27 protein-coding genes are annotated in these 18,311 nt (G+C 60.9%); 12 read left to right on the top strand and 15 right to left on the bottom strand.

What is annotated here, in order from left to right; all coding sequences use genetic code 11:
• Positions 1-3: 3 nt before the first annotated feature.
• The 3 genes from NITMOv2_RS04200 to NITMOv2_RS04210 form a co-directional block, all read right to left on the bottom strand.
• Complete coding sequence (locus tag NITMOv2_RS04200; RefSeq protein WP_053378699.1) at positions 4-1,587, bottom strand: ABC transporter permease; 1,584 nt, start codon at positions 1,585-1,587, stop codon at positions 4-6.
• A 15-nt stretch (positions 1,588-1,602) separates the two neighbouring features.
• Entirely contained in the window at positions 1,603-2,652 is a 1,050-nt protein-coding gene (locus NITMOv2_RS04205) for an extracellular solute-binding protein (RefSeq protein WP_238590457.1), read from the bottom strand.
• A 67-nt stretch (positions 2,653-2,719) separates the two neighbouring features.
• The gene (locus tag NITMOv2_RS04210; RefSeq protein ID WP_053378700.1) at positions 2,720-3,151 is read right to left on the bottom strand and encodes a Fur family transcriptional regulator; all 432 of its coding nucleotides are present in this window, start codon (positions 3,149-3,151) and stop codon (positions 2,720-2,722) included.
• 147 nt (positions 3,152-3,298) lie between these two features.
• Here NITMOv2_RS04210 and NITMOv2_RS04215 point away from each other — a divergent pair, with 147 nt between their 5' ends.
• Entirely contained in the window at positions 3,299-3,895 is a 597-nt protein-coding gene (locus NITMOv2_RS04215; RefSeq protein WP_053378701.1) for a Panacea domain-containing protein, read from the top strand.
• Here NITMOv2_RS04215 and NITMOv2_RS04220 read toward each other — a convergent pair.
• Positions 3,883-5,415, bottom strand: a complete 1,533-nt coding sequence (locus tag NITMOv2_RS04220) for a carboxypeptidase M32 (protein WP_053378702.1) — start codon at positions 5,413-5,415, stop codon at positions 3,883-3,885. The two genes, NITMOv2_RS04215 and NITMOv2_RS04220, sit on opposite strands and share 13 nt — an antisense overlap.
• Positions 5,416-5,485: 70 nt before the next feature.
• On the opposite strand from NITMOv2_RS04220, the gene NITMOv2_RS04225 reads away from it, so the two are divergent.
• Positions 5,486-6,127, top strand: coding sequence for an O-methyltransferase (locus NITMOv2_RS04225; RefSeq protein WP_238590458.1), 642 nt, complete (start codon positions 5,486-5,488; stop codon positions 6,125-6,127).
• Positions 6,128-6,197: 70 nt separating this feature from the next.
• Here NITMOv2_RS04225 and NITMOv2_RS04230 read toward each other — a convergent pair whose 3' ends face one another.
• Positions 6,198-6,587 carry a hypothetical protein gene (locus tag NITMOv2_RS04230; RefSeq protein WP_053378704.1) on the bottom strand — a complete coding sequence of 130 codons (390 nt, stop codon included), beginning with the start codon at positions 6,585-6,587 and terminating at the stop codon, positions 6,198-6,200.
• Positions 6,588-6,708: 121 nt separating this feature from the next.
• On the opposite strand from NITMOv2_RS04230, the gene NITMOv2_RS04235 reads away from it, so the two are divergent.
• Positions 6,709-7,614, top strand: coding sequence for a DMT family transporter (locus NITMOv2_RS04235; protein ID WP_238590459.1), 906 nt, complete (start codon positions 6,709-6,711; stop codon positions 7,612-7,614).
• A 63-nt stretch (positions 7,615-7,677) separates the two neighbouring features.
• Positions 7,678-8,070, top strand: a complete 393-nt coding sequence (locus NITMOv2_RS04240; RefSeq protein ID WP_053378705.1) for a nuclear transport factor 2 family protein — start codon at positions 7,678-7,680, stop codon at positions 8,068-8,070.
• A 471-nt stretch (positions 8,071-8,541) separates the two neighbouring features.
• On the opposite strand, the gene NITMOv2_RS04245 is transcribed toward NITMOv2_RS04240, so the two are convergent.
• The 3 genes from NITMOv2_RS04245 to NITMOv2_RS04255 all read right to left on the bottom strand — a co-directional run bounded on the left by NITMOv2_RS04245 (position 8,542) and on the right by NITMOv2_RS04255 (position 9,515).
• Entirely contained in the window at positions 8,542-8,832 is a 291-nt protein-coding gene (locus NITMOv2_RS04245) for an addiction module antidote protein (protein WP_053378706.1), read from the bottom strand.
• Positions 8,832-9,161 (bottom strand): type II toxin-antitoxin system RelE/ParE family toxin, encoded by a 330-nt coding sequence (locus NITMOv2_RS04250; protein WP_053381983.1) that lies wholly within the window; start codon positions 9,159-9,161, stop codon positions 8,832-8,834. The genes NITMOv2_RS04245 and NITMOv2_RS04250 overlap by 1 nt, the downstream gene beginning before the upstream one ends.
• A 117-nt stretch (positions 9,162-9,278) precedes the next feature.
• Complete coding sequence (locus NITMOv2_RS04255; protein WP_053378707.1) at positions 9,279-9,515, bottom strand: hypothetical protein; 237 nt, start codon at positions 9,513-9,515, stop codon at positions 9,279-9,281.
• Positions 9,516-9,625: 110 nt separating this feature from the next.
• Here NITMOv2_RS04255 and NITMOv2_RS04260 point away from each other — a divergent pair, with 110 nt between their 5' ends.
• The 3 genes from NITMOv2_RS04260 to NITMOv2_RS04270 all read left to right on the top strand — a co-directional run bounded on the left by NITMOv2_RS04260 (position 9,626) and on the right by NITMOv2_RS04270 (position 12,003).
• The gene (locus tag NITMOv2_RS04260; RefSeq protein WP_053378708.1) at positions 9,626-11,101 is read left to right on the top strand and encodes an alkaline phosphatase D family protein; all 1,476 of its coding nucleotides are present in this window, start codon (positions 9,626-9,628) and stop codon (positions 11,099-11,101) included.
• A gap of 128 nt (positions 11,102-11,229) precedes the next feature.
• On the top strand, positions 11,230-11,484 hold the full coding sequence (locus NITMOv2_RS04265; RefSeq protein ID WP_053378709.1) for a CBU_0592 family membrane protein: 255 nt from the start codon (positions 11,230-11,232) through the stop codon (positions 11,482-11,484).
• A 36-nt stretch (positions 11,485-11,520) separates the two neighbouring features.
• On the top strand, positions 11,521-12,003 hold the full coding sequence (locus NITMOv2_RS04270; RefSeq protein ID WP_053378710.1) for a hypothetical protein: 483 nt from the start codon (positions 11,521-11,523) through the stop codon (positions 12,001-12,003).
• A 210-nt stretch (positions 12,004-12,213) separates the two neighbouring features.
• On the opposite strand, the gene NITMOv2_RS04275 is transcribed toward NITMOv2_RS04270, so the two are convergent.
• The 3 genes from NITMOv2_RS04275 to NITMOv2_RS04285 form a co-directional block, all read right to left on the bottom strand.
• Positions 12,214-12,774, bottom strand: a complete 561-nt coding sequence (locus NITMOv2_RS04275) for a dihydrofolate reductase family protein (protein ID WP_053378711.1) — start codon at positions 12,772-12,774, stop codon at positions 12,214-12,216.
• 55 nt (positions 12,775-12,829) lie between these two features.
• Complete coding sequence (locus NITMOv2_RS04280; RefSeq protein WP_053378712.1) at positions 12,830-13,501, bottom strand: outer membrane protein; 672 nt, start codon at positions 13,499-13,501, stop codon at positions 12,830-12,832.
• Between the two features lie 239 nt (positions 13,502-13,740).
• The gene (locus NITMOv2_RS04285; protein ID WP_053378713.1) at positions 13,741-14,373 is read right to left on the bottom strand and encodes a hypothetical protein; all 633 of its coding nucleotides are present in this window, start codon (positions 14,371-14,373) and stop codon (positions 13,741-13,743) included.
• A 120-nt stretch (positions 14,374-14,493) separates the two neighbouring features.
• Between NITMOv2_RS04285 and NITMOv2_RS24870 the strand changes: the two genes are divergently transcribed.
• Genes NITMOv2_RS24870 through NITMOv2_RS04295 form a run of 3 tightly spaced genes read left to right on the top strand, consistent with a single transcriptional unit; the run spans position 14,494 to position 15,339 of the window.
• Positions 14,494-14,784: a BrnT family toxin gene (locus NITMOv2_RS24870; protein WP_083448330.1), complete on the top strand. Its 291-nt coding sequence runs from the start codon at positions 14,494-14,496 to the stop codon at positions 14,782-14,784.
• Positions 14,702-14,995, top strand: a complete 294-nt coding sequence (locus tag NITMOv2_RS23255; RefSeq protein ID WP_053378714.1) for a BrnA antitoxin family protein — start codon at positions 14,702-14,704, stop codon at positions 14,993-14,995. Before NITMOv2_RS24870 ends, NITMOv2_RS23255 begins: the two co-directional genes overlap by 83 nt.
• Positions 14,996-15,036: 41 nt before the next feature.
• Complete coding sequence (locus NITMOv2_RS04295; protein WP_053378715.1) at positions 15,037-15,339, top strand: helix-turn-helix domain-containing protein; 303 nt, start codon at positions 15,037-15,039, stop codon at positions 15,337-15,339.
• On the opposite strand, the gene NITMOv2_RS22440 is transcribed toward NITMOv2_RS04295, so the two are convergent.
• Positions 15,321-15,899 carry a GIY-YIG nuclease family protein gene (locus tag NITMOv2_RS22440; RefSeq protein ID WP_083448331.1) on the bottom strand — a complete coding sequence of 193 codons (579 nt, stop codon included), beginning with the start codon at positions 15,897-15,899 and terminating at the stop codon, positions 15,321-15,323. The genes NITMOv2_RS04295 and NITMOv2_RS22440 overlap by 19 nt on opposite strands.
• Before the next feature lie 164 nt (positions 15,900-16,063).
• Here NITMOv2_RS22440 and NITMOv2_RS04300 point away from each other — a divergent pair, with 164 nt between their 5' ends.
• Positions 16,064-16,519 carry a methyltransferase family protein gene (locus NITMOv2_RS04300; RefSeq protein ID WP_053378716.1) on the top strand — a complete coding sequence of 152 codons (456 nt, stop codon included), beginning with the start codon at positions 16,064-16,066 and terminating at the stop codon, positions 16,517-16,519.
• Between the two features lie 66 nt (positions 16,520-16,585).
• On the opposite strand, the gene NITMOv2_RS04305 is transcribed toward NITMOv2_RS04300, so the two are convergent.
• On the bottom strand, positions 16,586-17,011 hold the full coding sequence (locus NITMOv2_RS04305) for a type II toxin-antitoxin system VapC family toxin (protein WP_053378717.1): 426 nt from the start codon (positions 17,009-17,011) through the stop codon (positions 16,586-16,588).
• The gene (locus NITMOv2_RS04310) at positions 17,008-17,241 is read right to left on the bottom strand and encodes a hypothetical protein (protein ID WP_145976167.1); all 234 of its coding nucleotides are present in this window, start codon (positions 17,239-17,241) and stop codon (positions 17,008-17,010) included. The genes NITMOv2_RS04305 and NITMOv2_RS04310 overlap by 4 nt, the downstream gene beginning before the upstream one ends.
• Before the next feature lie 264 nt (positions 17,242-17,505).
• Here NITMOv2_RS04310 and NITMOv2_RS04315 point away from each other — a divergent pair, with 264 nt between their 5' ends.
• Positions 17,506-17,709, top strand: a complete 204-nt coding sequence (locus NITMOv2_RS04315; protein WP_053378719.1) for a hypothetical protein — start codon at positions 17,506-17,508, stop codon at positions 17,707-17,709.
• A 140-nt stretch (positions 17,710-17,849) separates the two neighbouring features.
• On the opposite strand, the gene NITMOv2_RS04320 is transcribed toward NITMOv2_RS04315, so the two are convergent.
• A complete protein-coding gene (locus NITMOv2_RS04320) occupies positions 17,850-18,260 on the bottom strand; it encodes a YciI family protein (protein ID WP_238590460.1) in 411 nt (136 codons plus the stop codon).
• Positions 18,261-18,311 lie beyond the last annotated feature (51 nt).

The following is an 18,311-nucleotide window of genomic DNA, read 5'->3' on the forward strand; positions in this document are numbered from 1 at the left end:
TCCTCAGGCGGCCCGCCAATCGCGCGACAGCAGCAGCGCCAGCGCGGGAAGGCCGACCACCACGATGAGCAGGGCGGAGGGCGCGGCCAGTTGATAATATTCCTCGCTCGCTTCGAGCCAGACGCGGATGGCCAGCGTATCGAAGCCGACGGGGCGTAACAGCAACGTGGCCGGCAGCTCCTTCATCGTCTGCAAAAACATCAGCACCCAGGCGACGATGAACCCGTTGCGCACCAGCGGCAGCGTGACGCGCCGCCAGGTCTCCCGGACGCCGAGCCCCAACGTGCGGGCCACCTCTTCCAGGTTGGGCGTGATCTGTTGCAGCGACGGTTCGAGCGACTGCAGGCCCGCCGGCAAGAAGTGGATGACGTAGGCGACGACGAGCACGATCGCCGTCCCGTAGAACACGGGCAGTACTTGGAGAAACAGGATCAGCACGGCGAGAGCTGCGACCGGCCCCGGGAGGACATAGCCGGCATAGGCGGCCTGCAAGCACCCCAGATTCAAGAGGGTCGGTTTGCGGCTCGCCAGATAAGCGAGCGGGAGGCCGATGACCACACCGATGGAAGCGGCCGAAGCGGAGAGGAGGGCGGTGTTCCAGACGAAACTGAAGAAGCGGCTATCGAGGATCGCTTGCGCGTCGGGGGACAAAGTCCATTGGACCAACAGATAGGCCGGCACGCCGAAGGAGGCGGCGACGATGGCGCCGAGATACGCCGTCAGTCCCAGGCTCTGGAGCCATCCGCTCCGGAATCGTTGCGGCGCACGATACCGTCCCGTGGTCTGGTAAAAGCGGCTCTTATGCCGGAACCATCGTTCCGTCACCAAAAACGTCAGCGCCAGGACGACCAGCAGGATGCTCAGAATGCTGGCGGCCTGCGTATCGGAGCGCCCGGTCATCTGCTGGAACACGGCATAGGTCAAGGTCTGATAGCGCAACAGGGAGACGGCGCCGAAATCCGAGACGACGTACAAAATCACCAGCGCCAGGCCGGCCACGATGGAGGGGCGCAGGAGCGGCAACGTCACGCGCCACATGGTCGCAAGGCGCGAGGCTCCGCACGTCCGCGCCACTTCCTCGAACGAGACGTTCAGGGTCAAAAGCGCGCTGCGCGTCAACAGATAGACGAAGGGAAACGTGTCGAGCGCCATCACCACCGTGGCGCCCCAAAAACTTTGCGGCGAAAAGAGCCGCGCCTGGGGTCCGGCGATCGACTGCCACAGGTGCTCCACCGGTCCGCCGAACCCGAGGAGATAGTTGTAGACATAGGCCAACACGTAGGTCGGCATGGCGAGCGGCAACACCAGGGCCACTTCCCAAAAAGGACGTCCGGGAAAGTCGAAGCGGGTCACGATCCAGGCGGTCGAGACACCCAGAATCAGCGTGAGCACAGAGACCATGGCGGCCAACGACACGGTGTTGCGCAGCAGCTCGGGAATGCGCGTCGCCCACAGCCGCTGCCAGACGGCCGGATCCGCCGACAAGGCCAGGGTCGTCACATAGCCGAGCGGGAGGAGAATCAAGGCGGCGCTCGCCAGCGCGACCCACTGAAGCGGCGAGGCGAGCTGTTGGCGCAGGCTGGTCACCGGTGGGCTTTCCGATTATCGGAGACCGACTTGTTCGATCAGGGTGAGCGTGGGCTCGCGCAATTCGGCGAGTTTCGTCAAGGGCACCAGCGCCGCGCGAAAGCTCTTCCGCTCGGCGAGCGCCGGGTCGGCGTTCACGTCCGGATGCAGCGGGTATTCCTTATCCAGGTCGGCGAACATCTTCTGGCCGGCCTGCGCGACCAAAAATTCGACCAGGAGCTTGGCGTTGTCGAGGTGCGCCGTATGCTTCAGGATGCCGACCCCGGCGACATTCATGATCGCCCCCATGCCGCCGTCCTGCTGGTCGGGCATGAGGACGGCGATCGGCGCGGACGGCTGAGCCGCCAGATGCCGGTAGACATAATAGTGGTTCACGATGCCCATCGCGACCTGCCCCTTGGCGACCGCGTCCACGATCTGGGAGCTCTTTTGATAGACCTGCGTCCCGGCGTTGTCTTTGAGCCCTTGGAGGAACTTCTTGGTCCGCTCGTCGCCGACCGAGGCGCGGATGACCGACACGCCGGCCTGCAAATATTCGCTGCCGGAATTGGGAATCGCAATCTTGTCTTTCCACCGGGGGTCGGCCAGGTCGAGCAGCGACTTGACCTGATCGGGTTTCACCATGGTGGTGTTGTAGACGATGATCCAGAAGCGGCCCGACAACCCGATCCAACTGTTGTCCGCCGCCCGATACTGCGGCGGGATGGCACGCTCCACTTCGCGCATGTTCAGCGGGCGCAGCAGGCCGGCCGCGCGCGCCAGTTCCAGACTGCCGGCGTCGTTCGTAATCAGCAGATCGGCTTGCGTGCGATCACCTTCCGCCTTCAGGCGGTTGACCAACTCGGTGGTGCCGGACGACAGGAGTTCGACTTGGATGCCGGTCTTGGCCGTAAAGGCGTCGAGCACCGGCTTGATGAGCCGTTCCGCCCGGCCCGAATACACGACCAACTTGTCGGCTGCGGAAGCCGTGACAGGAGCGGCCAACGAGGCGAGCGCCACGACGACGCCCATGGCGGCGGTGAGGGAAAGGAGAAGAGACGCGCGCAGTCCATGGGCATACCGCATAAGCCGGTCCTCGCTTATTGAAATTGATAAATTGTCTCAAAAAGATACCAAAACCAAGCGGCGGGGGTCAATGACGGCAGCGCGAACAGAGGCCGTAGAGCTCCAGTCGATGGGTCTGGATGACGAAGCCGTTCTTGGTGGCGACTTCTTCCTGCAAGCGCTCGATGTCACAGTTTTCAAACTCGACGATTTTTTGGCAACTGGTGCAGATCAGATGATCGTGGTGGCCTTTGTGCGAGACGTTGTCGTACTGGGTCTGCGTGCCGAAATGGCGCGCCTGGGCCAGGCCGGCTTCGCAAAACAGGTTCAGCGTGCGGTAGATGGTCGCCAATCCCAGGTGGGGATCTTTCTTCGCCAGCTGGTGGTACATCTCTTCGGCCGTAATGTGTTCCTGCTTGAGAAAGGCGTCGAGGATCAGCTCGCGTTGGCGGGTGAACTTCAATTGGTGCTTGCCCAGGTGCTCTTTCAGTGTCTCCATTTCTTTCGCGTGCTTTGCCATAACCTCCGCTCCCATCTTGAGAAGACATTAAAGACCAATGGCCTGCACAGGGTCAAGAGGCGTGAGGGCGGGTTGCCGGTGCGGTTTGACGATCCTTCCGCCGCTTGTTTATAGTGCGGCTCGCGGCGGCACCGGCGGAGTCACAGGATGCGAAAACCGAATCACATCACGGTCGATCGCGCCTTGCTGCTCTACGCGCTCCATCTGGCGGAGCCGTACGGACTGCTGAGCGATGTGAAGCTCCAACAACTCTGCTTCCTCTGCGAGTTGCAGCTGTTCGGCAAGGGCTTCAAAGGATTTCATTTCGAGTTTTTCCGGTTCGCCTACGGCGCCTTCAGCAAAGACCTCGACAACGATTTGACTTCGTTGCGGCGCAAGGAGCGGGTGGAGAACTTTACCCTCTCGGATCAAGCCAAGGAGGAGGTCATTCCGCTGGTGCTTCAGGGCGTCGAAGGTATCGAAACCAACGAGAAGGTGAAGGAGATCATCGACGCCGTGGTGGCGACGTATGGGCCTCAGGACAGCGGCACCATCACGAAATCCGTGGAAGCCGTCGAGCTCAGCACGCCGCAGCAGCCGGAGTTCAAAATCCCCATCCGGGACATCGTCTTCCACACGACGCTGCTCGTGCCGCACCGGATCGAGGTCCAGGCCGAATTCGCCTTTTCGCCCGCCATGCTGGCGCGGGTCAACGCCGCCATGGGGTACGACGGGACGGCGGGCCTCGGTGCTCACAGTTGGTAGAGCTCGCCGTATTTCTTCTCCAAATAGGCGAGAAACGGCTCCGGACTGACGCTCGATCCCGTCACGCGCTGCGCCAGGTGATCGGGCGTGAACATGCGGCCCCAGCGGTGGATCTTCTGTTCCAGCCAGCGGCGCAGGACCATGAGCCGTCCCGCGGCGATCTCATCTTCCAGGTGCGGCATTTCCCGCTTGGCCTGCTCGAAGAATTGCACCGAGTAGAGGTTGCCGAGCGTATAGGTCGGAAAATAGCCGAAAGATCCCAGCGACCAATGCACATCCTGCAGCACGCCGTCGGCGTCCTTTGGAGGCGTGATGGCGAGATATTCCTCCATCTTGCGGTTCCACATGCCGGGTAACTCGTCCGGCTGCGTCCGGCCTTCGATCAAATCCTGTTCGATCTCAAACCGCAGCATGATGTGCAAATTATACGTCAGCTCGTCCGCCTCCACGCGGATGAAGGAGGGTTGCACGCGATTGATGGCGGCATAGAACTGTTCCCTGTCCACCCCGCGCAACTGATGCGGGAACGTCTGCTGCAGGATCGGATAGAAGAAACGCCAAAAAGCACGGGAGCGGCCGACGCAGTTCTCCCACAGGCGCGATTGACTTTCGTGAATGCCGAGCGACACCGAGTCCCCCAACGGCGTGCCGTAGTACCGCTGGTCGAGTCCCTGATCGTACAGGCCGTGCCCGCCCTCATGAATGCAGCTGAACAGACAGGACTGCAACTCGTGCTCGAACACGCGCGTCGTCACCCGGACGTCGGTTGGATGGAACGAGGTCGTGAACGGATGGGCGGAGAGGTCCAGCCGCCCTCGTTCGAAATCGTAGCCCATCGCGATGAGGACCAGGCGGCCGAATTCGAGTTGCCGCGCTTGATCGTAAGAGTAGCGCAGCATGCTGTCGTCGATCCGGACCGTGCTGTCCATCACGCGCTTGAGCAATGGGACGAGGCGGGCTTTCAGTTGCGCGAACAGCGGCCGAAGTGACGCCACGGTGGAACCCGGTTCGTACACATCCAACAGGGCGTCGTAGGGCGACTCTTTGTAGCCGAGGTACTGCGCTTCTTCGCGCTTGAGTGAAAGAATCGTACGGAGGTTGGGCAGGAACATCGCGAACTTGTCTTGTTTCCTGGCCTCCGCCCAGACCTGTTGGGCGAGCGACGTTTCGCGACTGAGCGTCATGACGAACTGGGACGGCAGTTTCTTCGCCCGGCTGAAGTCGCGCCACACCTCGCGCAAGAGCGACCGAGCGGGCTCGTCCCATCCATCGCCCGGCTGCTCCAGCGCTCGACCGGTCGCCGGGTCGATCCATTGCGACAGCAGTTGCTCGATCTCCGGCGAGACCAGCTTTTGGTGGGCCAGCCCCTGCAGCACGGCGATCTGCTCCGCCCGCGCCTCGCCCCCGCCCGCCGGCATGTACGTTTCCTGATCCCATGAGAGAAGCGAGGCGGCGCTGTTGATCCGCTGGATTTCCAGCAGTCGCGTAGTAAGGGGTTCCAGGGTGGCGATGGTCTTCACGCGGGCCTCCTTGTGCTACAGTGGAGTCTACGCAACCACGCCGTTGTTTTTCAAACGAGGAGCTGTGCCGATGAAAGAGCTGGTGCCTGCCGATCTTGAAGCCTACGCCGAGACCCATTCGATGTCCGAATCAGCGATCCGCCGGGCGTTGCGGGAAGAGACCGAGCGGACGATGGAGCTGCCCCAGATGCTGGTGGGGCCGCTGGAAGGGGCCTTTCTCCAGATGATGACCAAGCTCGTGGGCGCGAAGCGGGTGTTGGAGATCGGGATGTTCACCGGGTACAGCGCGCTCTGTTTCGCCGAGGCGCTGCCGGAGGATGGAACGGTCGTCACCTGCGACGTGGACGAGGAGTCGGCCGCCGTCGCGCGGCGCTATTTTGCCCAGGCGCCGGTGGGCAAAAAGATCGACGTCCGGATGGGACCGGCCCTGGAGACGATGCGGGACCTCACCGGTCCGTTCGACGTCATTTTCATCGACGCGGACAAAACCAACTATCTTAATTATTACCGCCGGGCGCTGGATCTCTTGGCTCCGGCCGGCGTCATTCTGATCGACAACGTCCTCTGGAACGGCGACGTGCTGAAGCAGCCGCCGCCGGACGAGAAGACGGCGGCCATTCAAGAGTTGAATCGCGCCGTGGCCGGCGACCCCGGTGTGGACGCCGTCCTGGTCACGATCCGGGACGGCGTGCTGGTGGTTAGAAAAAAGTGACGAGTGATGGGTGATGAGCTGACGAATGGCCGCCACTCTTCACTGATCACGCATCACTGATCACTCATCACTAGATCTTTAAATCCGCCTCCCACGACACACTGGCGGGACACCACTGCCAGATGCCGAGGCTGATGATCCGCGTCAGACCGGCCGGGATGCAGGCCAGGCGGTTCACTTCCACATGGCGGTTGATGAGCTTCGTCGGCTCCCCGCAGCGCCTCAGATAATCGTCGGCTTTGATGTCGTGCAAATTCCAGTGGGGGACGAAGAAGGCCACCACGGGAATCGGCAGGACGGCCAACGAGGAATCGTCCACGCTTTCCGAGCCCGAGCAATGGGCGCCGGTTTGCGCATACTTCACGTCGTCGTGCACCAAGGCTTTGGTGCAGCCGCCCAAGACTAGGAGCAGCGATACCGATACCGATAAGAAGCGAAACGTCCCTACGAAGCGTCCCATAGTCTCCCCTCCCTGGACCGGCCTGCTGAGTTAGACGAAAACTAATGCAGTTCGTAAACGGCGTCAACCGTGAGTAGCTGCGACAATCTCCTTGACGGCGGCGCGAAACGACGGTATCCCCATGTCCATGCAGCCCTCCTCCACGCTCGCCTATGGGTCGGTGGTGCTGGCCGCCGTCCTCTGGGGCGGGTCGATCGTGGCGCAAAAACTCGCTCTGGGGTCCTTCTCGCCGGTCGAAGCCTCAGTGTTGCGCGATCTCGGCGGCCTGGCCATTCTCATGGCGACCTGGTGGTGGCAGGAAGGCACCCTCGGCACAGTGACCCGCGCCGATCTGCGCGATCTGGGCTTCCTGGGGCTCGGCGTGCTGGGCAATCATCTGCTGATTTTGATCGGGTTGAAATACGTGAGCGGGGCGGTGGCGGGCGTGATCATCGGATCGAGCCCCGTGGTTACGGCGCTCTTGTCGGCCATGCTGATACAAGACGTGCCGCTGCGGGCCGTCTGGGCGGGGGCGCTCTTGTCGTTCGCCGGTGTGGCGCTGGTGTCGGTCGCGGGCTTTCAGGCGGCCGGCGAACAGCCGCTCCTGGGCAGCTTGCTCGTCTTTCTGGGCGTCGTGAGCTGGGCGCTGTACAGTATCGGCAGCCGCGCCGTGATGGACCGGCTCTCTGCGCTCACCGTCAATTGGACGACTCTGTTGGTCGCGACGGTGTTGCAGATTCCACTGTTGTGGACCGATCGCAAAATGCTGGATGCGGGCGCCGCCTCGGTGAGCGGCGGAGACTGGCTCGCGCTGGGGTATTTGGTCGTCTTCGCGACAGCGGTGGCGCAGCAAGCGTGGCTGTACGGGGTGAAAGGCATCGGCCCGTCGCGCGCGTCCGTCTTGGGCAATCTTACGCCGGTGGCGGCGGTCGCGCTCTCGGCGCTCATCCTCCATGAGCACGTGGGTCCGGCTGAGATCATTGGCATCGCCCTGATTCTCGCCGGCGTCTGGTTGGTAAACCGACAGACGGCCCATCTGTCCGCCTGATTTCTCCCTCGCCGCCGTCTTCCTGATTGCAGTATGATACGGCTCTTTCGCTAGGGAGCCCTCATGCTGGAACAACGCATCGACGAAGTCACGAAAGCCAATCAACGGTTTTACGAGGCCTTTGAAAGCCTCGACATCACTCGGATGGACGAGGTGTGGGCCCACCTGGAATACGTCACCTGCATCCATCCCGGCTGGACGCTCCGTTCCGGCTGGCCGGAAGTGCGCGACTCCTGGGTGCTGATCTTCAACAACACCTTTTCCATGAAATTCGAGCTGACCGACGTGACGATCCAGGTCGCCGGCGACGTGGCGTGGGTCATCTGCACGGAGAACATCACCAGCCAGCAATCCGAAGAGCCGCAGCAAGCCAAAGTGCTCGCCACGAACCTGTACGAACGCATCGGCGACGAGTGGCTGATGATCCATCATCACGGGTCTGCGGTGATGGGCTAGGGGAGACGCGGGCGGCCTGGTGGTCTCCTATGCTCGCCCAACGCGCGGCCTCGGAAGGCCCTCGTTGGACGCGCGCAGTAAGGAGATCACCAGGTCGCCCGCTAAGAAGGGAAGAAGAAAGAGTTGGGTATGCTCGCTGCATGCGCGCAGTGAGAGACACCCCCACTCGTCAGCCCTGTGTTGGGAGGGTAGGAAGAGGGAAAGAGGAGGTTGGATATAAGAGGAGGCGCATTTGAAGAAACAACAGAGAGTGAAGCTGGTTCGTGAAGGTCGTTACCTTGCGGAGGTCAGCGTTGAATCGTTAACCACCGACGATGAGTGGTTTCCCTATCTCTCGGCCGGAGGACGCCTGCAAGCTCGATGACGTGCGGGAGGCTTTGAAGCAAGGAGATACAGCTGCAGCGGCACGGTATGGTCGCGTCTACACTCTCACGCCAATTGCTGTGTAGCCGTACGCCGGGAACGATGACCCTATGCGGCCGTAACAGCGAGGCGGAATCCCAGCGCATGGAGAAGCGCGTCGAGGCTGCGCAGTTCAGGATTCCCGTGGGCCGACAGCATTTTGTACAGGCTTTCCCGGTTCAGCTTGGCACGTTCCGCCAACTGCGCCATTCCGCCGTGGGCTTCGGCCACATTTCGCAACGCGAGGAGAAACACCTCGTGATCGTTTTCCTCCAACGCCGCGTTGAGATACGCCATCGCCTCTTCAGGATCGCGAAGAGACTCCACGAGTTCTTTCCGGTAGGGTTTGCTTTTCGCCATTATCGCCTCCCGTAATCCTGCCAGTACGATTTCGCTGTCTGGATATCCCGCGCTTGAGAGGCCTTGTCGCCGCCACACAGCAGAAGGATCAGCGTTGTGTTGACTTGCCCAAAGTAGATTCGATACCCGGGGCCATAGTCGATTCGCAATTCTTGAACGCCATCTCCCACACCTCGGCAGTCACCAAAGTTGCCTAGCTCAAGACGATCGAGCCTCGTCCGGATTTTCGCTCTTCCACGGACATCTCGTAAACTTCCGAGCCATTCGCTGAAGGGAGCAACTCCGTCCTCCCGAACATAGATCTGAATCTCTCTCGGAAAGGCCTCCACAGCCACAAGAGTAGCTTATAAGCTACTCTTGTGGCAAGCCATAACTCGAGGCGGGCCCCGCCATCACCCAAGATGATTTGAGAGAGACGAATATTCCCCTGTTCTGCCGGTAGGAGATCAGGTCTTTGGCGAGTTGGACGGCACTTCGTCGACGCGGATGGTCTTGGCCCATTCGGCGGCGATGGCGTCGCGCTCTTCCATCGTCATCGCGGCGTACTTCACGAACATCTGCGGCCCTCTGCGGCGGCGCCAGGTGAGGAAGTTCAGGAAATGATCTTTGCACACCGATTGCGTGCCGGCGGGCGCGTAGGGATTGGCTTGGCAATTGGGAACGAAGCAACGGATATCGTGCATGGTGCGCCTCTGGTGATGTCCGTCAGTATGCCGGTCGGCTCATTGGATTTTCAAGCCGCCGGCCCGTCTCCAACCTTGACCTCGTCTCCGCTATACGATAGGACTGCGGCATGCGATGGGCCAGTCCGTTGGCTGCCTGCGTGGCGGCGGTGACCGTGCTCGGTTGTGTCTCGCCGTCCCGTGAAGGGCTGCCGCCCGATAGTCCGTTTCGCGAACCAGCCGTTCGTGCTGCTGATCTGCTCCCCCAAGGTATCACCGTGGGCGACGTGACGCCGACGAGCGCGTTGCTCTGGGTGCGAACCGACGGTCCGGCCCTGGTACAAGTGGAATATGCCCCGCCATCCGTCTGGGACCAGGCCTCGAGAATGGCCACCGTTGTCTCGCCCGTCGCCAGGACCAGCCGCATGGCGACCTCGCCCGAGTCCGATTACACCGTTTCGATCCCGCTTTTACGATTGGTTCCCGGGACCACCTATCACTATCACATCTTAGTCGGCCGTCCGGTGGACGGGCTCCATCACATCGAAGCCAAGCTGGCGGCCCGAGGAGAGTTCAGGACGCTGCCGGACCCGTCCACTTCCGTCCCGGTGCGATTCGCTTGGAGCGGCGACTTGGGTGGACAGGGTCATTGCCGGCAGGGGCCGGCCGGCTATCCCATTTTCGATGTGATGCGCCGCCAGGATCTCGACTTTTTCATCTTTCTGGGCGATACCATCTACAGCGACAACGCCTGTCCGTCGCCGCCGAACGAGCCGGGCGCCGACTTTATCGCCTCCACCCTGCCGGAATACCGAGCTCGGCATCGTTACCAGCGGGGCGCCGAGTCCCTCCGGCGGTTTTTAGAAACGGTCCCCGTCTATGTTGCCTGGGACGACCATGAGGTGCGGAACAATTTTGCCGGACCGGTCGATGCTCAGATGCCGGCGGGCCGCCAGGCCTTGCGGGAGTATTGGCCGATTGCCTCGCCACCGGACGATCCGCACCGCCTGTATCGCTCCGTCCGTTACGGCAAAGACCTGGAACTGTTCATTTTGGATACGCGGCAGTATCGCAGCCGCAACGCAGATCCGGACGGGCCGGCCAAAACGATGCTGGGACAGACTCAACTGAAGTGGCTGCTCGACGGGCTCGGTGATTCCACGGCCTCGTGGAAGGTCATCGTCTCGTCGGTGCCTCTTTCGATTCCAAAAGGCGGAGGGACGGCGGTTCCGGGAAACGACGGCTGGGCGGGCGGGCCGGACGGGACCGGATTCGAGCGGGAGCGGCAGGTGATCGTCGATACGATTCTTCAACAGCGGCTGAAGAACGTCGTCTGGCTTGGGGCGGACGTGCACTTCGTCGAGGCCAGCGCCTACGATCCCGACGGCGACGGCAACCCGGACTTTCATGAGTTCATCGCAGGTCCGCTGTCCGCCGCCACGGGCCGCCTGCCCGAACAAAGCCGAAGCTTACGGCCTACCACGCTCATCCATGAGGCCGGCTATCTCAATTTTGGGCTGGTCACGGTGGCGGCCGAGTCGTTTGACGTCCAGGCCGTCGATGGCGAAGGCCGCGTCCGATTTTCCTATCATCTGCCGAGACGATAATCCGCGCCGGCGGAGCAGCCTCAAACCGGCATCCGTCGAGGCATGCGGAGAATCCCCTTGCATTCTCGCCGGGTCGCCAGTTACGGTACCGGGTCATTTTTGTCGTTCTGTCGCGGAGCGGTTCTCGGATGTTTCTGCAGGTGTTGTCGGTCGTGGGCGCGCTCATGGTGCTCGGCGCCTATGCGATGATTCAGAGTGGCCTCTGGCGGGAACTGGATGCGGGATATCTGGCGTTGAACATCATCGGCTCGCTGATGTTGGGCGTCGTCGCCATCGCCGATCAGCGGGTCGGATTCATTCTCTTGGAATTTTCCTGGGCCGCAATGGGGTTGGTCGGCGTCGCGCGGGCCATCCGGGCACGGAAATCAGCAACCGCATCGTAGAACGAAAGACATACGAGCAACAAAGGGGGAACAGTCATGCCAGGGTTGATGTCTGCCGATGAGATTTTTTCGAAAGCCGAAGCGGCCGCCGTCGCAGCGACGGGGCCGGATGAAAAGGCGCTGCAGATCGATTATCCCGCGCTGAAGGACAAGATCCGCGCCGCGTTGGGCGATCGAAAGGTGGCGCTATGCCACATCAATAAATTCCTGCCGGAAGGTTATGAGGACCAGGGCCGCTTCAACCTGGTGCTGCTGACGGCGGGCAACGTCGTCTTCGACATGGTGATCGGCGATTCCTATTTCCGGTACGACGTGGTGTCGGTCGGCCAGCTGGACAAGGTCCAAGTCATCGACGCCATGTGGGACAACAAGGAAAAACGGCGGGAAGAGCCGTTCCTGAGCCTCCGCCTCATGCATGGGGAAGAAGCGCACCTCTTGCTGGCGCTGGACGATGAAGAGCGGGCGAGCCTGCTCAAGTTCGCGTCGGCCGTAACGGCCGCCAGGAACCCGGAAAGGTAGCTGGTTCGCATCGAAGGGCCAGGGTTCTCTCCTTGGTTGACACGGGTCTTTCCCGGGTTCTGGCCGAACCAGAAGCGTTGTACAGTTGGAATCACAAAAGGGATCGCGAAAGACCGATTGCGAAACACGGCGGAAACGTCGTGAAGCGCAAAAAGGGACATCGCGAGAACTAGCGTAGGAGGCCCGACGCCGAAAGACGCCGGGCCTTTTTTATTGCTGCCGGCCGCGCGGGACGTCGTACCGGAGCTCGGCGAACCCTGGGCCGATGGCTCTAGCGGAGGTCAATGTGAGCGGGGGAAAGGCGATGCGGCGGGGCAGCAGCGGCTTGCCGGACCCGAGCGTGACCGACCCGACCTGCACGATGATCTCGTCCAGCAAGCCTGCGTCATAGAACTGACCGACCAGGTCGCCGCCGCCGACCAGCCAAATGTTTTTCTCTCCCGCCGCCCGGCGCATCTGCTCGTGCACCGGCCGCACATCGCCGCGCACGAAGTGCAACAGCGCGCCGGGGACAGCCGGCAGCGCACGCGATGAAAACACCCACGTCGGCTGCGCATAGGGCCAGTCGGTTCCACCGGCATCGGGCTTCACCACATGCCGCAGCATCCATTCATAGGTGGACGAGCCCATGGCGAGTGCGCCCACCTCTTTGATGAACTCCGGATAGCTCGTGTCGTTGATGTCGCCAAGCTGGAAAAGCCACTCCAGCGAATGATCCTCCGTCGCGATAAAGCCGTCGAGACTGCAGGCGGTGTAGTACTGGGTTTTCATGCGGTCAATCCTATGAAGAGTGGCCGCGCGACCGCAAGACATGACCGCCGCGGACCTAGAATCGATAGGAGAATCCAAACACATACTGCTGTGTAGTATTGGTGTAGTCCAGACGGTCTTGCGTGCCCACCCCGAAGAAGCCGGCCCGGCGGAAGGCGACCCGTTCCTGAGAGAGGCGCCATTCACTGAACAAGGCTACATGCTGCGACAGGGAAACCGCGAGCCCCGCGCGAGCGGTCCACCCGACGGCCGGTGACCAGCCGTCCATCGCGATCGAAGAGCCCGGCCGGAAGTCGGCCGCCACATGATGCAACACCAGCGTAGGACCGAGGCCAAGATAGGGTTGCAGCAAGCCGGACCGCTGCTCGGCTGTGCTCCAGAACGGCAGCCGCAGGAGCGGCGTGACGGCCAGCATGACGGAATCCAACTCAACCGGCGGCGAGGTGGAGCGGGAGTAAGTCAGATCACCAGCGATACCGAACCAAGACTGTGTCGCGAACCAGTACCCGCCCCGCACACCGCCCGCCGCGCCGGAGTGGAATGATACCGACTGATGCGTCCGCGCTGTGCCGGTGCAGCCGACGACGAAGCAGCTCTGCTGCGAGGCCGACACATCGGTCGCCTTCGCCTTGCTCCACCCGCCATAGAGGTCGACAAACGGCTCGCCCCAGACGCTCGGCGCAGCAGCCAGCCAAAGGCACAGAGCGAGAAAACACGAGACTCGCATCGGCCCTCCTCAGGATCGGGCGGTGTTCGTGTCGATGCCTAGGCAAAGGCCCTGCCAGTTCGGCGGCCGGCGGGATGAAGAGCAACGATCACAAGCGGCTATCGCGCGAGGGACAAGAGGCTCTCATCGCGTGGCGCCGGCGCCACAGCGGCGTGCCGGATTCGAATCACTTGCGGGATTCGTACGACAGGGGGTGTGGCGGAGGAAGTGACAGCTGCCAGCCAGTGAGGGGCAGCGCGCTAGCGGATCGGCGGCCGCTCGGTCTGGCCGGCGGTACACGAGAGAGTCGATGGAATCTCCAGTTGCCCCGACGGCCGGTAGCCCCACGCGGTGGCCAATGCCTGGCACGTCAGGCTCCGAAGCGTCTGGTCGGTGAGCGCCACACAGTGCGGGTAATGGGCGTTCCCTTTCAATGCCGTGTCGCCGCCCTCTCCCCACAGGCCTCGTACATCGACATTCACATTGAAGAGAGGGCCGCAATGCGGCTCGATCAGCGCCCCTTCCTTACTCTCCTCGTGTTCAAGAAACAACACCAAGTCGGCATTCATCTCCTTGGCGACCGCCAACGCTGTCTCGCGGTCGGAGAATCTGTGCGACACCTGCATGCGCTGAAAAGGACCTTGCTCGGGCAAGAGCACGTCCGCGTACTGATGGGATTTGAGCCAGTCTAGGGCCACGTCGGTCAGGGGAGGATCGGCCCAGAGCAGGATGCGTCGTTCCGCGGTCGGCAAGGCGGTATGGATGCCGGACGTGATCGGATAGCGGACACCGGACGGCGGAGGTTGCGAGATGCAGCCTGGGACAAGAAGTGCGAGGGAGGCAAGACCAAGTGCCGAGAAGGTCTGAATGGTACGGTGGCGTAAGGAACGCATGAGAAGATTGTAAGCTTCGTTCCGCTCGGTATCTAGGTATGCACGCAACAGAGTCCGCACATTTCTGCTGCCGAGCCCGGTGAATTGCAAGGGGGCGCGCGTTACTGTATATACACTGGCGTGTTTTCGTGGGATGCCCGAAAGGCTATCGCAAATTTCGAAAAGCATCGTATTTCATTTGAAGAAGCCGCGACCATATTCGGCGATGCCAATGCGTTGGATGGGAGCGATGAGGAGCACTCAGCGGACGAACATCGGCGCCAACGTATCGGCCGATCGGTTGCAGGAAGAATCGTATACGTCGTCTACACAGTGAGGAGAGTAGATCATGAAAAAGAAACGATCCGTATCATCAGCGCCCGGCAAGCGAGCCGGCGAGAGCGTGCGGCATATTCCCGACTCTCAGATTGATTTTTCCGATATCCCTGAAGCGACTGAGCCGCAACTGCGGCGGATGCGGCGCGTCGGGAGGCCGTCGAGCGGCATGGCCAAACAGCTCATCGCGATCCGCCTCTCGCCGCGGCTGTTGAGCCAATTACGCAAAATGGCGGCGAAGCAGCATAAGCCATATCAAACGCTCATTCACGAACTGTTGGAGAAAGCAGCTTCTCGGGCGGCATGAGGGGTTTGGCCCGACATGCGATCCATTCGAGACTGTGATCAGTGAAACTCAACGTCACACCGTCCACCGGGAACGTATTCCGCGATCTCGGGTTTCGCCGCGAGGAAGCTGAACATCTGCTGGTCCGAGCCGACCTCATGATCCAGGTGCAGAAACTCATCGCGTCCCGCCGTCTCACGCAGAAAGCCGCGGCCAAGATGCTCGGCGTCACGCAACCCCGTGTGAGCGATCTCCTCCGTGGACGAATCGATTTGTTCAGCACGGATGCCCTGATCGATATCCTGGCGAGGCTTGGAGCGGAGGTGCGTCTCACTGTGTTCGGGTTTTATGATTCTGCTACATGACAGGGGGAAGCACCATCTCGGCGCTTAATTCTACCCTCTCGCAGCAGCAATCCTAATACGCTGTACGACAGATAATCCTTTTGCCGTCCGAGGTAGTCACTCCGAAGACCTAGGAGGCTTGCGACGTCGGAATTCGAGATTCCCTGCGGATTTGCCTTAGCCAGTTGAAGTACCGCGGTCTTCAAGAATTCAAGTCCGAGTTGAGCTCGTTCTACAGCGCCTTGTGGCACCACTATGTGCTTTCGTTTCTTGCCTCCGAGCCTTGCAGGTACTACTGCATTTGTTAAAAGGCCACCTGTCTCCTCTGTTCCGAAAGCTGCAATTAACTCGGCCTCAAGGCGAAGTGCCTGGGCCTCCGTCAAATCCTCGATAAGAATGTCAACCATCGGCTTTGCGCCACCAGCTAGGATCTCTTTGATGCGAGTGTATTTCCTCGTCGTGTCTGGCACAACGAGGTGATCGTAGGCACGGCTGCCTGTGCCTTTTCCAACGTAGAACGGTCTGGCCGGTGAGGAGCGGGGGTCCTTGAGTGCGTACACGTAATAGAAGTTCGTCGTCATTCTTTGGCTTGAGAGAAGTATCAATCCCTGTGAAGGTTGCAGCAATATCTTCCCCTGCATTTTTTGTCAAGACGCTACTGCTGGGATCTAGCTGATAAGAGGGAGAGAGGGCAGGTCGTGACCGTCCTTTTGCTTCCGGGCTCGGCGAAGCGTAGGCTTGGCGTATGCTCGAGCTCAAGATTCCGCCGGTGATCGTCGGGTTGGTGACGGCCGGGTTGATGTGGCTCGTGGCTCACGCCATGCCGGGATACGGATTCGACATCCCTCAGCGGAGGCTAGTTGCCCAGGTCGTGGCCGCTGCCGGGTTCGTCGTCGCGGTCTGGGGCGTGGTGGCGTTTCGGCGGGCCGGCACGACGGTCAATCCTATGAAGCCGGAGTCTTCGTCGAGTTTGGTGGTGACCGGCATCTATGCGTTCACGCGTAATCCGATGTACCTCGGCCTGCTGCTCGTCTTAGTCGCCTGGGCGATCGACCTCGCTCACCCTGCCGCGTTTCTGGTGCTCCCGCTCTTTGTCCTCTACATGAACCGATTCCAGATCCAGCCGGAGGAGCGGGCACTCGCTTCTCGCTTTGGGCCTTCCTTTACGGCGTATGCGTCACGCGTACGCCGCTGGATTTGAATTTTGCCGTCTCGTCGGGCTGATCCCGGGTAGCGCAGCCGCGCTTCTAAAGGCGGGCCTGCGGTCTCACGGTCCTTTCCACTCAGCCAACAGGACCACGTGCCCTCTTCGTTTGGCCCGACTGACGTAGGCTCTATCGGCGGTCAGATATAAGCCTTTGGTCCGCAACGCCAATACATGGTAGGCCGCATCGTAGAAGGTGATTCCCTTCACATCCTGCATGTGTTCCAAAACTTCAATGGCATACTCAGCCCTGAGCGGAATTTCTTCGAGCTCATAAGCCAGCAGCGCACTCATCAACTCGGTCGCCATCTTTGGCTGTTTGATTCCCAGCACATTGCCGGCCTCGTATCGCCAGAGTGTCGGCACTCGAATCTCTACCTGGTCCGCCAAGAGCGCCTCTTCGAGCCGGGACGCCTGGATATGATCCGGTTCGTCCTCTTTCTCCAGGACCCACTTCAAAATGACGGAGGCGTCGGGCACGACAATCATCGCTCGGTTCTCGTGCGATCCCGGCGCACTGCTTCCACGATCTCTTGACCGCTCAGAGTCGCGCTGTTCTTCCTCAGACGACGCACCACCTCAGCGGCATGCCGGCGTTTGCGCCGGAGCAGTTCGTTCCGCAATGCTTCATTCACGACCTGGCTTCGCCGGCGGGGTGGAACGAGCTTGAACAGTTCGTCCCTGAGTCGATCGTCGATGGACACATTGAGCTTGGCCATGGCTTCCATCCTTCCAGTGCAAGATATCCTTACGGATGCCTATAAGATGCGCCTAGATTAGGCGCACAGTCAAGGCGCCATGCCGGTCTGTGAACACGTTCTTTTCGGATCACCCAACGAGCATCTCTGAGCGGCGCCGTTGTTTCGAGCCGCCTCTCGCGGGCGTGAGATGGGTTCGATTGTGCAGAGAAACAATGGGGACATTCTGAATTTTCAGAGCCGTGCAGGAAGCTGACGTATTGACTGTGTATATTTGATCTATCGATGAACGCCGCACGGGTTCTCATCACGATCGTCGGCCTCGTGACTGCCGTCGTGACCTTCTGCCTTCTGCGCTTTCCGCACGCACGGCGTCCGCAATTTCGACAATACGGGGCGTTCTCTCTTGCCACGTCGCTTTTGGGCGCCGCTGTCGTTCTCGCTTTCTGTCTGCTGCTCGCCTACCTCCAGGGCATCTGGAGTCGTTGAGCCGGACCGGGGAGACGTATTTCGCGATCTCGAGTTTCGCCGCGAGGAGGCTGAACATCTGCTGGTCCGTGCCGGCCTTATGGTGCAGAAACTCATCACGTCCCGCCGCCTCACCCATCCCCACAACTCACCATTTATCGTCACGATGCCACTGTGACCGGCCGCACCTCCATGGTTCCGAACTGCGCCGACGGAAACTTCGAGGCCACCTGGATCGCCTCGTCCAGATCCCGGGCGCTGATCAAGAAAAAGCCGCCGAGTTGCTCCTTCGTTTCAGCAAAAGGACCGTCGGTCACGGCGAGCTTGCCGTTTCGGACTTTTACACTCCTGGCCGACTGTATGGGTTCGAGTTGCTCCGCCGCAAGGAGGTGACCGCTCTTCTTCAGTTCCTCACAGTAGGCCCTGGTCTCCTCCATAACGGCATCGCACTCGCTCTTGGACATGGAGTCCCACTTCCTCTCTTCGTGGCAACATAGGAGCATAAATTTCATGGCTTCGACCTCCAATATATGAGGGTGAAACGCTGTCCTTGACAGATAGTCGTTCGACATACCCCAAATCGACATCGAATAGCGGCGTCCGACAGGGATCGGAAAGCCAAG

The sequence above is a fragment of the Nitrospira moscoviensis genome (assembly GCF_001273775.1).
Lineage (GTDB): Bacteria > Nitrospirota > Nitrospiria > Nitrospirales > Nitrospiraceae > Nitrospira_D > Nitrospira_D moscoviensis.